Source organism: Campylobacter magnus (assembly GCF_028649595.1).
GTDB classification, from domain to species: domain Bacteria; phylum Campylobacterota; class Campylobacteria; order Campylobacterales; family Campylobacteraceae; genus Campylobacter; species Campylobacter magnus.
In genome coordinates, this window is the sequence record NZ_JAQSLK010000005.1 from 79,646 (window position 1) to 94,379 (window position 14,734).

The 14,734-nt window shown below is 41.4% G+C and carries 13 protein-coding genes; 3 read left to right on the forward strand and 10 right to left on the reverse strand.

Annotation, left to right across the window (positions count from 1 at the left end; genetic code table 11):
- Positions 1-38 precede the first annotated feature (38 nt).
- Positions 39-2,156 (forward strand): ferrous iron transport protein B, encoded by a 2,118-nt coding sequence (gene feoB / locus PTQ34_RS06760; protein ID WP_273932780.1) that lies wholly within the window; start codon positions 39-41, stop codon positions 2,154-2,156.
- Positions 2,157-2,763: 607 nt separating this feature from the next.
- Here the strand turns inward: feoB and recO are convergent.
- The 6 genes from recO to PTQ34_RS06790 form a co-directional block, all read right to left on the reverse strand.
- The gene (gene recO / locus PTQ34_RS06765; RefSeq protein WP_273932782.1) at positions 2,764-3,381 is read right to left on the reverse strand and encodes a recombination protein RecO; all 618 of its coding nucleotides are present in this window, start codon (positions 3,379-3,381) and stop codon (positions 2,764-2,766) included.
- A gap of 551 nt (positions 3,382-3,932) precedes the next feature.
- Complete coding sequence (locus PTQ34_RS06770) at positions 3,933-4,856, reverse strand: tRNA dihydrouridine synthase (RefSeq protein WP_273932784.1); 924 nt, start codon at positions 4,854-4,856, stop codon at positions 3,933-3,935.
- Positions 4,857-4,930: 74 nt separating this feature from the next.
- Entirely contained in the window at positions 4,931-5,071 is a 141-nt protein-coding gene (locus PTQ34_RS06775; RefSeq protein WP_273932786.1) for a hypothetical protein, read from the reverse strand.
- 319 nt (positions 5,072-5,390) lie between these two features.
- Positions 5,391-5,531 carry a hypothetical protein gene (locus PTQ34_RS06780; protein ID WP_273932787.1) on the reverse strand — a complete coding sequence of 47 codons (141 nt, stop codon included), beginning with the start codon at positions 5,529-5,531 and terminating at the stop codon, positions 5,391-5,393.
- 19 nt (positions 5,532-5,550) lie between these two features.
- Positions 5,551-7,929, reverse strand: coding sequence for a ribonucleoside-diphosphate reductase subunit alpha (locus PTQ34_RS06785; protein ID WP_273932789.1), 2,379 nt, complete (start codon positions 7,927-7,929; stop codon positions 5,551-5,553).
- Positions 7,930-8,342: 413 nt separating this feature from the next.
- A complete protein-coding gene (locus PTQ34_RS06790; RefSeq protein ID WP_273932791.1) occupies positions 8,343-10,829 on the reverse strand; it encodes a flagellar hook-basal body complex protein in 2,487 nt (828 codons plus the stop codon).
- Between the two features lie 229 nt (positions 10,830-11,058).
- Between PTQ34_RS06790 and PTQ34_RS06795 the strand changes: the two genes are divergently transcribed.
- Positions 11,059-11,859 carry an undecaprenyl-diphosphate phosphatase gene (locus PTQ34_RS06795; RefSeq protein WP_273932793.1) on the forward strand — a complete coding sequence of 267 codons (801 nt, stop codon included), beginning with the start codon at positions 11,059-11,061 and terminating at the stop codon, positions 11,857-11,859.
- Between the two features lie 65 nt (positions 11,860-11,924).
- Here the strand turns inward: PTQ34_RS06795 and PTQ34_RS06800 are convergent, their stop codons facing one another.
- Together PTQ34_RS06800 and PTQ34_RS06805 are read right to left on the reverse strand one after the other, a co-directional pair.
- Positions 11,925-12,101, reverse strand: coding sequence for a hypothetical protein (locus tag PTQ34_RS06800; protein ID WP_273930326.1), 177 nt, complete (start codon positions 12,099-12,101; stop codon positions 11,925-11,927).
- Between the two features lie 21 nt (positions 12,102-12,122).
- Positions 12,123-12,728: a UPF0323 family lipoprotein gene (locus tag PTQ34_RS06805; protein ID WP_273932795.1), complete on the reverse strand. Its 606-nt coding sequence runs from the start codon at positions 12,726-12,728 to the stop codon at positions 12,123-12,125.
- Positions 12,729-12,865: 137 nt separating this feature from the next.
- Here PTQ34_RS06805 and PTQ34_RS06810 point away from each other — a divergent pair, with 137 nt between their 5' ends.
- The gene (locus PTQ34_RS06810) at positions 12,866-13,042 is read left to right on the forward strand and encodes a hypothetical protein (RefSeq protein ID WP_273932797.1); all 177 of its coding nucleotides are present in this window, start codon (positions 12,866-12,868) and stop codon (positions 13,040-13,042) included.
- A gap of 214 nt (positions 13,043-13,256) precedes the next feature.
- Here the strand turns inward: PTQ34_RS06810 and trxB are convergent, their stop codons facing one another.
- Complete coding sequence (gene trxB / locus PTQ34_RS06815; RefSeq protein ID WP_273932799.1) at positions 13,257-14,192, reverse strand: thioredoxin-disulfide reductase; 936 nt, start codon at positions 14,190-14,192, stop codon at positions 13,257-13,259.
- Between the two features lie 147 nt (positions 14,193-14,339).
- Complete coding sequence (gene trxA, locus PTQ34_RS06820; protein ID WP_273930330.1) at positions 14,340-14,660, reverse strand: thioredoxin; 321 nt, start codon at positions 14,658-14,660, stop codon at positions 14,340-14,342.
- Positions 14,661-14,734: the final 74 nt, after the last annotated feature.

Consider the following 14,734-nt stretch of genomic DNA (forward strand, 5'->3'; position numbering starts at 1 on the left):
AAAATTATTAAAAATTTTTGCTTTTTTTGGATAAAAATATGAAAAAGATTATTAAAATAGTGTTAATAGGTCAGCCAAATGTCGGCAAATCTTTGCTCATAAACGCCCTTTCTGGGGCTGATATGAAGGTGGGAAATTTCTCAGGCGTAACAGTAGAAAAAGCCCAAGCCAAAATGAGCTACAAAGACTACGAACTTGAAATAATAGACCTGCCAGGCACTTATTCGCTTGAGGGCTACTCGCAAGAAGAAAAAATTTCAAAAAGCTTCATTGAAAGTGGCGAATACGATGTTTTAGTAAATGTGCTTGATTCTACAAACTTAGAGCGAAACCTGCTTTTAAGCGCACAGCTACTAGAAAAAAACAAAAAAACGATTTTAGCTCTCAATATGAGCGATGAAGCCAAAAAAGAAGGCATTGATATAAACTATGCTGGTATGAGCGAGCTTTTGGGCGTGGATGTTATAGGTGTATCAGCGCATAAAAAAGAAAATCTACCAGCCCTGCTTGATGCGATTATTTCGGTATTTGAAGCTGGAAAGAGAACAAACAAGCGCATTTTTAGCGATGAGATAGAAAATGAAATTTCACTTTTAAAAGACTTCTTAGAACAAAAAGATGATGAAAATATAAAAGCCTTAAATTTAAGCCTACAAGAAATCTCAATTTTACTACTAAAAGGCGAAAATGAACTCTACCAAAAATTGCACAATAAAGCTATTTGGCTAGAACTCGCCCCGCTTTTAAATGAGGCAAAAAACCGCCTTTATGTGCAGTTTGAGACAAAATCAATCAAACATATCTTTGCTAGCGAGCTAAATGCTTTTGCTAATGGAATTTGCGCTGAGTGTGTAAAATACACAAAAACTGCCAAAACCGCGCACAAAGCCGACAAAATTCTTATGAACCGCTTTTTAGGAATTCCTATATTTTTGTTTTTTATGTGGGTGATTTTTCAGCTTACTTTTAGCCTTGGGCAGTATCCTATGGACTGGATAGAAAGCGGCGTAGGCGCCCTACAAGAAAGCGTAAAAACCATTATAAATGAAGAAAAAAACCCAGAGTTTGTCTCGCTTATTAGCGATGGTATAATCAGCGGCGTGGGCGCAGTGCTTAGCTTTTTGCCAAATATCGTGATATTATTTTTTGGCATTTCACTACTTGAGACCACTGGATATATGGCGCGTGTGGCGTATTTGCTTGATGGTATTTTTCACCGCTTTGGACTTCATGGCAAGAGTTTTATTGCTATTGTTACTGGCTTTGGGTGTTCGGTACCAGCTTTCATGGCAGCTCGCACGCTAAAAAACCCCAAAGACCGCTTGCTTACACTTTTTGTAACGCCTTTTGCGCAGTGTGGAGCAAAGCTGCCTGTTTTTGTGCTGTTTTGCTCAGCCTTTGCGCCAGAAGATCAGGCTGGAAACTGGCTATTTTACATCTACATTTTTGGAGCTTTAATGGGGCTAGTTTGTGCGAAAATTCTGCGCTTAACAGCATTTCGTGGAGTTGATGAGCCCTTTGTCATGGAGCTGCCAAAATACCGCATGCCAAACTGGAGCCTAGTGTGGTTTAGCATTTATAACAAGGCAAAAATGTATATCAAAAAAGCAGGCACCTTCATCCTAGCTGCCTCGGTGCTGATTTGGTGGGCGCAGACTTATCCTTATAATGAGCAAATCAGAGCTGATTTTGATAGCAAAATAGAGCTTGCTACAAGCGATGAGGCAAAAGACGAGCTTGAGACCACAAAGCAAAATTATCTCTTGGAACACAGCTATTTAGGCACTTTGGGGCGATTTATCAGCCCTATTTTTGCTCCACTTGGCTTTGAGTGGAGGGAGAGCGTGAGCTTGCTTACTGGTCTTGCGGCAAAAGAAGTGGTCGTAGCCACTATGGGCGTGCTTTACTCTGCTGGCACCGAGCTTGATGAGACTAGCACAGCGCTCTCAGCCAAGCTAAAAGAAGCCATGAGCGAGCAAACTGCGCTTGCTTTTATACTCTTTGCGATGTTTTACAATCCCTGCCTAGCTGCTACGATGGTATTTAGGCGAGAGGCTGGGGGCTGGCGATATGTGGCGTGGCTATTTATTTTTACCTTTGTGGTGGCTTATATTTGCGCTTTTGGCGGAATTTTGGTTTATAAGTTTTTTACTTAGTTTTTTTTGCTGCGCATCCGCTGGTTGCGTTGCATCCGCTCTTTACTTCTCATCCGCTCTTTGCTTAGTTTTTGGGGGTTAGGGGGTATTTTACCTAGGAATTCTAGAATTCTAGAATTCTAGAATTCCTTAAACTAGAATTCCAAATCTAAAATTCTTAAACTAGAATTCTTTAATCTAGAATTCTTTAATCTAAATTTCCCTACCGTGTCATCCTCGGGCTTGACCCGAGGATCTCATCAAATCGCCGTCATTGCGAGGGAAGCGAAGCAATCTCGTTCAAAATTCCGTTCAAAATTCCGTCCAAAATTCCGTACAAAATTCCGTCATTGTGATGGAGAATTCTAAAATTTAGCGGGGTTTTAGGGGCGGCAGCCCCTAAGGGTTTAGGGCGTAGCCCTTAAAAATTTGCGAGCAGTGGGGCTTGCCCCACCAAAGCGAGCAAAAATCTAAAATTCCTAAGCAAATTTATTAAGGAATTCTAGAATTCTATATAGAGATCCCCCAGTCAAGCTAGGGGATGACAGGGAATTCTAGAATTCCTTAAACTAGAATTCCCTAATAAAATACCCCCTAACCCCCAAAAAATAGCAGGTACAAAAATCATCTATAAGCCCTCAAGCATTATATAGTAGAGTTTAGCGACCTCATCATCGCTTAGATTTATACAAGATTTTTGCTTAAAAGCATTTAGCACCCTCTGTTTTTCAAAGCTGTTTTTGCCAAGGCAGGTTTTGTGAGCTAGCAAAAAGCCTCTAGCCACGCACAGCTCGTTTTCAGCGACATTTCTAGCGCACAAAAAGCACTGCGCCTCTCTGCTTAGTCGCCCCTCAAATGCTAAAAGCTGCAAATAAGCCTCTAATAACGCTCTTTTAGGATTTTGCCGCTCTAGCCTTTTGGCGCAGTCTTCAAGCAAAAGAAAATAAAACTCCTCGCACTCATCGCTGTCTTTTAGATGCGTCCACAAAACGCGCAAAAAACTCTGCCACGCAAGCAGCCGCTCCCTATCATGCAGCCACGCAAGCCCTAAGTGCATAGTGCCCTTTAAATGCGGCAAAAATCCAGCCCTTTGCTCAAGCTCAAAATCTAGCTTAAAACCCTGCGAAATCGCCCCATGCCTAGCCCCATAAAAGCGGTAGCAGCAAACTAATCTAGCAGGAGTGAGAATCCACACGAGCAGGTCTTCGTCACGGACGGGCTTGGTTTGTAGAATGTAGCCTTGCATATTTACCTTTTTTTTGGCAATTTCTTTATTTTGGCAATTCGTCTCGCAGCACTATTATAAAAAAAGCCAGTCGCACGCGCCTTGGGATGAATTCCACATTCTATCCCTGCGGCGCGCTCGCCTGCCTTTTGTCATACTAGCACCACGATACTAGAATTGCCGTTTTTATCGGCTCAGCTTGCGGACGCTTTTAGCGAATTTACGCTTGGACAGCCCAGCACCTTATGCGAAATATTTTCGCCGTTTTCTTACGCTAACGCTTAAAAAATTCGGCGAAAATTTTCGCAAACGCTACCGCTACGGTGCTCTAGCCCAGCGCACAAATTCACAAAAATCGCCTCACAATCTTAGAGCCGATTTATAAAATAGAATTCTATAGTCTTAGAAAAATCTAAAATTCCTTGATATTTTCTGGGGAATTCTAGAATTCATAGAATTTTGAATTCCTAGAATTTAGAATTCCCTAATCTAAAATTCCGTCTAAAATTCCGTCATTAAGCCTTAAACGAGATTGCTTCGCTTCGCCGCTCAATGACGAATTTGCCGAGTTTCTAAATACTAAAAAACTCTTTTATTAGCTCCAAAACCTTTTTTGCCTCGCTTTCGGCGTTTATTTTCGTGCGAAAAACAGGCGCACCAGCACAGCCCTTGCTATACTCGTGCAAATGCTTTCTCATCATTGCCACACCGTGCTTGCCGTAGAATTCCACAGCCAAGGCAAAATGCTCTAAAATCAACTCTTTTTTCTGCGCAGCGCTGGGCTCGCCCTGCCCTTTTAAAACAGAGAAAATCCACGGCTTGCCTATAGCCCCACGCCCTATCATCAGCCCATCTGCGCCTGTGCTTTCTAGCACGCTAGTAGCGTTTAGCTCGTCAATGCTGCCGTTTGCGATAACTGGGATTTTTAGCTTTGCTTTTATGTTTTTTACCGCCTGCCAGTTTGGCTCTGAGCTAAAGCCCCCTGTCCTTGTTCGCGCGTGAATAACGATATAATCAGCCCCAGCGCTCTCAATATCTTTTGCAAAATCCTCTAATTTACTTTCATTTATGCCAAGGCGCAGTTTTACGCTGGTGTAGCGTTTGTTGCTGGTTTTTTTGATGGTTTCTATCAAAGTACAAAGCAGCTTTGGATCGCCCAAAAGCGCAGAGCCTGCGCCTTGTTTAAAGACCTTTGGCACAGGACAGCCGCAGTTTAGATCAATGCCTGCTATGCCATCGCAAGCGTTTAAAAACTCCACTGATTTTGCTAGATTTTTAGCATCGCTGCTCTCAAACTGGACGATATAGGGACTCTCCCCCTCGGCTCTCTCTAGCATTTTTATGGTTTTTTGGCTGCCAAAGGCAAGGGCGTTTGCGCTTATCATCTCGCTAATGCTTACATCACAACCGCATTTTTTGGCTATTTGACGAAAAGGCAGGTCGGTTAGCCCAGCAAGTGGAGCTAAAAAAATTGGTTTGTTTTTAAAATCTATCATCTTTTTTCTTATTGGTTTTTTATTGGTTTTTTATCGGCTGGCTCAGCTTTTTTGTGATTTTTGCTTTTAAAGCCTTACGCAGCCCAGCTTGTTCTGGCGAAACTTTTGCGGCAGTTTTCTGCGCTTTGGCTTGAAATTCTACCGCAAAATTTCGCCAGCCACTGCCGTGGACACAGCCCCACGGCTAGCGTTGCAGCTTTAAAAGCAAAAATCACTAAAAAATCTTGGAGCCTGTTTTTGCTGCCGCTACCGCGAAGTCCAAACGACTGCGCGAATTCTAGAATTCTGTCATTGCTGAAATTCCGTCACTGCGAGGAGTGAGCGGAGCGAACGACGAAGCAATCTCGTTCAAGACTTAATAAATGAGATTGCTTCGGTCGCTTTGCTCCCTCGCAATGACGAATTTTATGGAATTCTAAAATTCCATAGAGATCCTCGGGTCAAGCCCGAGGATGACATAGTAGGGAATTTTAGAATTCCCGGCAGTAAAGGCTCTAAGATTGTGAGGTGATTTTTGTCTGCCAAGCCGCTGCGCTAGCCTTTGTGAGCCGTAGCAGTAGCGTTCGCAGAAGTTCTGCGATAGCTTTTTAAGGCACAAGCCGCAAGAAAGCGAGCAGAAGCTTCTGCGTAAGGCGCAGGGCTGCGCAAGACTTGGCGGGCAAAAAGCACCCACAAGCTGAGCCTTAAATTCCCCTTATTGACATCCCTCGCACTCTACCGAGCGATCAGCCACCGGCTTATTATCAAGATGGCTGCTTTCTGCGCTTTGGCTTCTTAGGTAGTAGGTTGATTTTACGCCTAGCTGCCACGCAAGCGTGTAGATTTCATTTAGATACCCACCGCTTGCTTTATCTAAACTCATAAAAATATTTAGGCTTTGACCTTGGTCTATCCACTTTTGTCTTACAGCTGCTGCTTTAACTAGCACTTTTTGATCCAGATCATAAGCAGGGGTGTAAAACTCCCAGTTGTCTAAATTCAGCTCAGGCACCACTGTTGGTATCATACCGCTTAGGTTTTGCTCAAACCATTTGCGCTTATAAACAGGCTCTATAGTTTGTGTTGTGCCTACAAGTATGCTTATGCTTGAAGTTGGCGCAATAGCCATTAGATAGCCATTTCTCATGCCGTCTTTTTTTACCTTTTCTCTTAGCCCTTGCCAGTCGCACGCCATATCATCAAAAAGATCATCTGTGTTTGTTAGAGCCTTAGCAGCTTTGTTTGCTGTATCAATAGGCATTATCCCCTTGCTCCACTTTGAGCCTTCAAAATCAGGATATTTTCCCTTTTCAAGCGCAAGGTTTGAACTAGCTTTTATAGCTTGATAGCTTATATTTTCCATTGTTTTATCTATTAGCTTTAGATGGTCGTAGCTACCCCATGCGACTTTTTTCTGCGCTAGCATTTGTGCTTCTCCCATCACGCCAAGCCCTATAGCACGGCTTGCTAGGTTTGTGGCTTTTACCTTTGCTAGCGGGTAGAAGTTTAGATCAATTACATTATCTAACATGCGAATTGCTATTGGCACTACTCGCTCGATATCTTCTTTTGTGTTTATCTTGCTTAGATTTATGCTAGCTAGATTACAAACTGCGGTTTTGCCCTCAGTTCGTTCTTTTTCTACTATATAAATATCTTTGCCGCCCAGCTTATCAAGGGCAGTGATTTTTTTGGCTTCTTTTGTAATACCATTATCAAGCTTTACTAGCTCTTTTTCATCATAGCTTACGCTACTGCCGTCATTAAAGCGGATTTTGATTTTATAGTAGTTTGGCTCGGTGTTTTGGAAAATCTCAGTACAAAGATTTGAGCTTCTTATTAGTCCTTTGTGGTCGTTTGGATTTGTGCGGTTTGCTGTATCTTTAAAGCACAAAAACGGCATTCCAGTCTCAAAATAATTCATAAGCACTTTTTTCCAAAGATCTTTTGCTAAAACCGAGCTTTTTGCGATATTTTCATCTTTTTCATACTCTAAATATCTTTTTTCAAACTCATCACCATAAAGCGAGCAAAGATCAGGCGTATCAGCTGGATCAAAAAGCGTCCAGCGCTCATTATTTGCTAGGCGCTTCATAAAAAGATCATTTATCCATAGAGCTGGAAATAGCTCATGCGTCCTGCGGCGCTCTTCGCCTGAGTTTTTGCGAAGTTCTAAAAAGTCATCTATATCCATGTGCCACGGCTCTATATATACGCTGATTGCGCCTTTGCGAGTGCCTAGCTGATCTACTGCTACTGCTATATCATTTGCGATTTTTAAAAACGGCACCACGCCACCGGCTGCGTTTTTATGCCCATCGATGCTGCCGCCCATCGCACGCACATTGCACCAGTCCCAGCCTATACCACCGCCAAACTTGCTTAGAAGTGCCATTTCAGTATAGCTATCAAAAATACCTTCTATATTATCAGGCGCGCTGCCTACATAGCAGCTGCTTAGCTGGTGGCGAGTGGTGCGAGCGTTGCTTAGAGTTGGAGTTGCTAGCATGACCTCAAACTTACTGATTAGATCATAAAATTTCTTTGCCCAGCCCATGCTATCAAGCTCATTTTGTGCTAGAAACATGGCAATTGCCATAAACATCTGCTGCGGCAGCTCAATAGGCTCGCCTTTGCCATTTTTGATTAAGTATCTATCATATAGTGTTTTTATACCAAGATAAGTAAATTGCAAATCACGCTCAGGCTTTATATACGCATTTAGCTCATCTAAATCATATTTGTCTTTTAGCCCTAGAAAAATACGCCCAGCCTTTTCGCCATGCTCAAAATAATCACGCAAATGATTGTATCCTGTATAGCCTGTGGTCTTGTGATAAAGGTCGTATAAAAAAAGCCTAGCTGCTACAAAAGTCCAATCAGGGCGGTCAAGGTCTATTTTTTCTACTGCGGTTTTTATAAGCGTTTTTTGAATCTCTTCTGTACTTATCATGTCTCTAAACTGAATTTGTGCGTCTACTTCTAGTTCGCTTTGATTTACATTATTTAGCCCAGCGACTGCGTCTTTTGTGTATTTTTTGATTTTACCTATGTCTAGCTCTTCTGTTCTGCCGTTGCGTTTGATTACTTTCATACAAATATCCTCTTTCACAAAATAAAGGCGTAATTTTGCCTTGTTAATGCTTAAAATCCAAGCAAAAAATTTTGAAAATAATCTTAAAATATCATTTGAGAGACTTTGTGAATTTAGTATTTTTTATGAAATACTTAGGAATTCTAGAATTCCTAAAAAAGTGTTTTTGGAATTCTAGAATTCAAACTAGAATTCCCAAGAGATATTGCTAGGAATTCCAGAATTCCTTAAACTTTAGATATTGCTAGGAATTCTAGAATTCTAAAGGCAATTCTAGTATCGTGGTGCTAGTGTAAAAAAAGGTAGTTTGTGCCGCTGCAGGGATAGAACAGATAGTTCATCCCAAAGCGGTGCAAACTAGCTTTTTATTACAATAGTGCTGCGAGACGAATTGCCAAAATATGCTAAAAAAACTATTGCTTTAATTGTAGCAAAGTATTCAACATATTATCACTAGTCGTTATCGTCTTAGAGTTTGCTTGATAGCCTCTTTGGATAACGATTAGTTGAGTAAAGGCGTGGCTAAGGTCGACATTGCTCATCTCCAAGGTGCTTGCGTTTATCTTTCCACGGCTTCCTGTGCTAGCTGCGCCTATTACTGGAGCACCGCTGTTTGCTGTCTCGCCCCAGACATTTCCGCCAAGCTTTTCAAGGCCATTATTGTTTGTAAATGTAGCCATAGAAACTTGCGCTAGAGCAAGGCTATGTCCGTTGGTAAAAGAACCGATGATTTTACCGCTTTGATCGATTCTTAGGCCATTTAGCGTTCCGCCTGTGTAGCCATCTTGTGCGATGTTTTCGGTGTTTGATTTTTCATCATAACTAGTAATTCCATCAAAGCCACCTAGTGTGCCAAAGTTTAGCGCGATTGTTTGACCTGCGGCTGAGCCGTTGTTTGCTGTGTAGTTGATGGTACTTGGGCTATAGCCGATTAGCGAACCATCAGTGCCAAAGCGGATATTTCCAGTTACCACATTTTTATACGCACCTGCTTCTGGGTCAAGGTTTATCACGCCTGGTTCTGGCACTGTTACCATTATGCTCCACTCGGTGCCATTTTCTGGGCTGTAGCTTACCTTTCTATACTCTACTGTGATTTCGTGCTTAGAGCCAAGGCTGTCATAAAACTCAGTTGTCATAGAGTGCGCACTCATTTTTAGAGCTGAGCTAGTTTTGCCAGTGCTTGCTCCTATACTTAGAGAGCCATTTAGATTGCTAAATGCTTTTTCCATTCTAGTATTTGTATTTACTATATCATTGCTTAGGGCAGTTACAGCTATGGTTACTATTTTATCATCGTCCTTTGTGTTTTTGTTAGTAGGGGTTGTACCTTGTGCAACTGTATCATCAGTGATAACATCACCATCTTTATCTTTACCTTGAGCAAATGTATCTTCATTGTAGTCATCTTCGTTAAAGGCATCGCCTGCTGGGTTATTTATCTCAAATTGACCTTGAGCATTTACGGTTACTCTAACACCATCGTTTTTGTTACTATAGGCTGCTGCTGTAAAGTTATTGTCAGCATCTATCCACTGAAGTGCTGCTGTTCTTGTGCCGCCGGCTTGTGGTGCTTCATAAGTCAGCAAATTACCATCATAGTTTATATATTTTCTAGCGTCTTGTTGCATAGCCTCACGCAAGTCCTCTGTGGTAGTAAACTGCCTTACAGCACCATCATCATAGCTATGAGCTGCAACACCACCTACTGAGCTATAAGTGTATTGATAGGCTGTGATTACAGCAGCACTAAACTTATTAGCATCACCAGCACCGGTAAATGGTATATTATTTCCATTATTAGCAAAAATTTTTATATTTTTAGAAGTAGCTGTTGTGCCTAGGTTGTTTTGATTTGTTAGCTGGATTTGATTTCCATTGATTACGCTAGCACTAACTCCTGTTTGGACACTAAAGTCATTTATCGCAGCCACTACTTCGCTTAGATTTATTACTGTGCGTCTTATATCAATTCCATTTATATTTATATCAAGTTTACCATTAGGTTTACCTTGCTGATCTACTGGTATTGTAATTCCTGGATTATTATTACCACCAGCAAATACTGCCTTAGCATCAGCGTAGCTTACCCAGATACCTTGACCATCTCTTAGATTTAGCGCATCGCCCTTTTCATCGTATACTACGCCCATATCCACGCCACGCTCTCTTAGGCGCACTTGGTTTTTGCTATCCATGTATAGTGTGTCTTTGGTAGTGTCGTTTTCTGTACTAGCTGGACGAGTAGGAGCAAAGAGCTTATCAGCTGTAAGAATACCATTGCCTGAGGTATCAAACCAGCCGTGGTTGCTATCTAAGCTATAAATAGCTGCGCTTTGAGTGCCTATATGCTCGCCAGTGTTTAGGTTGCCTTTATACTTTATCTCGGTAGTAGGATTTGCTGGCATGCTTAGACCTGGTTCAATGTTTATGTTTGTAACTGGCACAGTAGGGTCTATGGTGCCAGTATCCTCATCTCTCATCCAACCTTGGACTATGTAGCCGTTGCTATCTACGAAGTTTCCTAGCACATCACGAGTAAAGGCTCCGTTTCTAGTATAGTACTTAGTAAGTCCGCCATCAGGACTAACTACAAAAAAGCCCTCACCTTGAATAGCCATATCGCTCCAAACATCAGTTGTTTGCAGTGAGCCTTGGGTGAATATTTGTTGTGTTGAGATAATTTGTGTTCCAAGACCTACTTGCATAGCGTTTTTACCGCCTAGTTCGCCTTCTGGGGCTGTGGCTGGCTTGCTTGTTTGAGATAAAAGATCAGAGAAGTTTGCGCGGCTATATTTATAGCCTGCGGTATTAACATTAGCGATATTGTCGCCTTCTACATCCATTGCGATTTGGTGTGATTGCAGACCTGAAACGCCTGACCAAAGTGAACGCATCATAGTTGAAGTCCTTTCTAGCCTTTTGGCTTTTGGGTGATTTAATTTATTTTGATTAAAGCAAAAAGCGTTCCATTTTTTAAAAAAGTTTTAGAATTTGCTAGTATTTTTCATCAAAAATATTAAAAAATACACTTTAGTAAAATATTTTATAAATTCTAGTAAAATTTTAGCTAAAATCATACAAAAACTTCTAGAATTTCTTAAGGAATTCTAGATTTTAAGGATAAAAATGGATATTTTTTCAGCTATTATTTTGGGCATTATAGAGGGGCTAACTGAGTTTTTGCCAGTTAGTTCAACTGGGCACATGATACTTGGTGCGCATTTATTAGGGCTTTCACACGAGGGCAATGATACCTTAAAATGCTTTGAGGTAGCCATTCAACTTGGCAGCATTTTGGCTGTGGCGGCGATGTTTTTTAAGCGCTTAATCGCAGAACCTAGCCTTATAGCAAAGCTTATCATCGGCTTTGTGCCAACAGGGCTTATAGGTCTGCTGCTGTATAAACATATAAAAGAGCTTTTTTCGCCCTCTGTTGTGGCATATGCGCTCATCATCGGCGGCGTGGTTTTCATAGCTGTAGAACTACTCATGCGCCGCAAAAACCCTGAAAAAATCAGTTTTGAGGCTGGCAGCCATGACGAAATCGCTAAAATCAGCTACAAACAAGCTTTCATAATAGGACTTGCGCAGTGCCTTGCGATGATACCAGGCACCTCTCGCAGTGGTTCTACGATAGTAGCGGGCTTGCTTTGTGGGCTTTCTCGCACAGGGGCTGCGGCATTTAGCTTTTTGCTTGCGCTGCCTACGATGTTTGCGGCGACTTTTTATGATGTGTTTAAAAATAGAGAGCTTTTTATCTTAAATGCTGATAATATTTATTTATTCTTGCTTGGCGCAGCGGTTGCCTTTGTGGTAGCGCTTTTTGTGCTAAGAGCTTTTTTAAGCTTTGTTAGCAAGTTTTCTTATATAAGCTTTGGGGTTTATCGTATCATTATCGGTGCGGTATTTTTGCTTTTTGTGTTGTAGGAATTCTAGAATTCCTAGGCTTTTTGTGTTGTAGGAATTCTAGAATTTAATATATTAGCAAAGCTTTATTTTACTTGTTTTGGGAAGTATTTTGTTATGATTTTAAAAATTTGACCTACATCATTTGTACTTTCTATATCAATTAGCAATTGACTTAGGTCGCTTAAATCTTTTCCATTTTTTGCTAGTTCTGCACCCAACAAAGTCATTAACATTTTTTGTTCTATACTAATTTGCTCCATTTTTTCTCCTTTTAGTTTTTATCAGCCACCAAAACTAGAACCGGCTGCGCTTGCTGCTTTGTTGCCACCAAAAAAGCCGCTTTTTGCCCCACTGCTGGCTGCGCCTGTTTTTGCGCCACCAAAGCTACTTTGGCTGCGTGAGTAAGCGCTTGGATTTGAGTAAGCACCTTGCCTAGCAGCGTTAAAGCCTGGGCTGCCAAAGAGCTTTGAGCCTATCCACGAACCTATGATTGCGCCAGCTGCGCTTGCTAGTATCGCCTCGCCTAAGCTCATGCCGCCGCTACTCATTTGGGCATTACCATTTGTAAGATTGCTTGTGCCAGCGTCAATTTTAGCGTTTTCTTCTTTTAGCAGCTTGTCGATTTCAGCTTGACTTAAAAGTCTTTCATTCATATTGCCCTCAGCGTCCTTTTCACGCAAAAACACACGGGTTTCATTGCTAGGAAACTCATCTGCGATTTTGTAGCCTTGGTCTGTTTTTTCTATAAAAACAGTGGCGTTTTGCTTTACTACTGCGGTGTTTGCTTGCTCGCCTCCGCCAGAATTACAGCCTGCAAGGCCGGTTGCCATGATGGCTGCTAGAGCACCTTTGCTAGCTAGTTCTTTAAATTTTTTGATATGTTTCATAAAAATCCCCTAAAAATTTAGAAAGAAATTATATAAAAATCTGCTTTATAAAAGGCTAAATTTTGATATTTTTTGATGAAGTGGGAATTCTAGAATAAAATTCTAATAACATTAAGTAAAAATAAAAGGTTCAAATATTGCGAGACGATTTTTTGCTTTTTTGGCGTAGGGCTAGAGGCGCATCTGCGGTAGCAGCTACGAAAATTTTGCACCGAATTTTCAAGCCGAATATCGGCGCAAAAAAACGGTGTAGAAGTTTTCGCAGAGCGACTGGGCTGCTGGGGCCAAAAAGGCTAAATTTTGATATTTTTTGATGAAGTGGGAATTCTAGAATTTTTTGAATTTAGAATTTTTAATGATAAAAAGTAATTCTAGTACCTGTGTTCTAGTGTGGCTAATCGCCTTGGCGGCGGCACAGGGATAGAATACGAAATTCATCCCAAGCCACTGCTTAAAGGCGATTAATTCGCACCCAGCGGGTTGCGCAGCAAAATAGTGCTGCAAGACGAACTGCTGCAAGCAAAAATATTAAGCGTGTTCGCGTAGATAATCAATCACACTAAGCGCTGCAATAGCACCATCACTAGCTGCACAAACTACTTGTTTTGGTGAGTCCTCACGCAAGTCGCCTGCTGCAAAAAGACCTGGCAAGCTTGTTTGCATTTTGTGATTTACTTTTACATTGCCGCCTGGTGTAAGCTCGCAGATACTATTGCCAGCATCATCTTTTAGCACTCCGTTTTGAACATTTAGACCAACGAAGGTAAAAATTCCAGGCACATTGATTTGGCGAGAGCTACCATCTTTTAGGCTAACTTTTACGCCAGTTACACCGCTAGCATCGCCTAGGATTTCATCCACGACAGCATTTAGCACAAACTCGATTTTATCGCATTTTTTAGCACGCTCTACTGTGCTTGGAGCTGCTCTAAACTCATCTCTTCTGTGTATTAGATATACTTTTGAGCAGATGTTTGCAAGATACTGAGCCTCTTCAAGTGCTGTATCGCCACCGCCAAGAACTGCTACTTCTTTGCCTTTGTAAAAAAAGCCATCGCAAGTAGCACAAGTGCTAACTCCACGACCAAAATACTCATCCTCGCCTTTTACGCCAGCTCTTTTTGGTTTTGAGCCTGTGGCTACAATTACAGCTTTTGCCTCTACACTTTTGCCACCTTCAAAGTGAACTACAAAATGAGAGCCAGCTTTTTCTACACGAACTGCGTTTTCCATCTCGATTTTTAGACCAAAGCGAGTGCATTGCTCAGTCCATGGAGCCATGAAGGTGATGCCATCTACTACTTGAGGCACGCCTGGATAGTTTTCCATCTCAGAACTTGATGTGATTTGTCCGCCTGGCATACCTTTTTCAAACATAACTACATTTTTTATGCCACCACGAGTTGCGTATAATCCAGCTGCAAGCCCAGCAGGACCACCACCAATAATTGCTAAATCTAGCATTTTATCTCCTTAAATTTTTGATTAAATAAAATGAATAGAAGTAGCTTGTTTTTCACAAAAGATTAACGATTTTGCTTTAATATACGCCTCGTTCTTCCAAAACAGGCCTAACAAGCCACTTCCAAGCCCCAAAAGGGGCTTTTTGAATTAAAGTAGAGAGTTGATTTTGTCGCTGATTGCTACTTTGCTTTGTGCGCCAATTAGAGTTTCTTTTACTTCGCCATTTTTGAAAAATAACATAGTTGGTATAGAACGAACGCCAAACTCAACTGCAAGGTCTTGAACCTCATCAGTATTTACTTTACAAATTTTAGCTTTGCCCTCATACTCAGCAGCTAGCTCGTCAATGATAGGGGCAAGCATACGGCATGGTCCGCACCATGGAGCCCAAAAGTCTACAAAAGTAACGCCCTCAGCTACTAGACTATCAAATTGTGCTTTGTCAGCAATTTCAATGTATTTTCCCATTGTTTTCTCCTTAAAAATATTTGTGCGAATTCTATATTTTTAAAGATAACGCAAGATAAACGAAAGCAATTTTT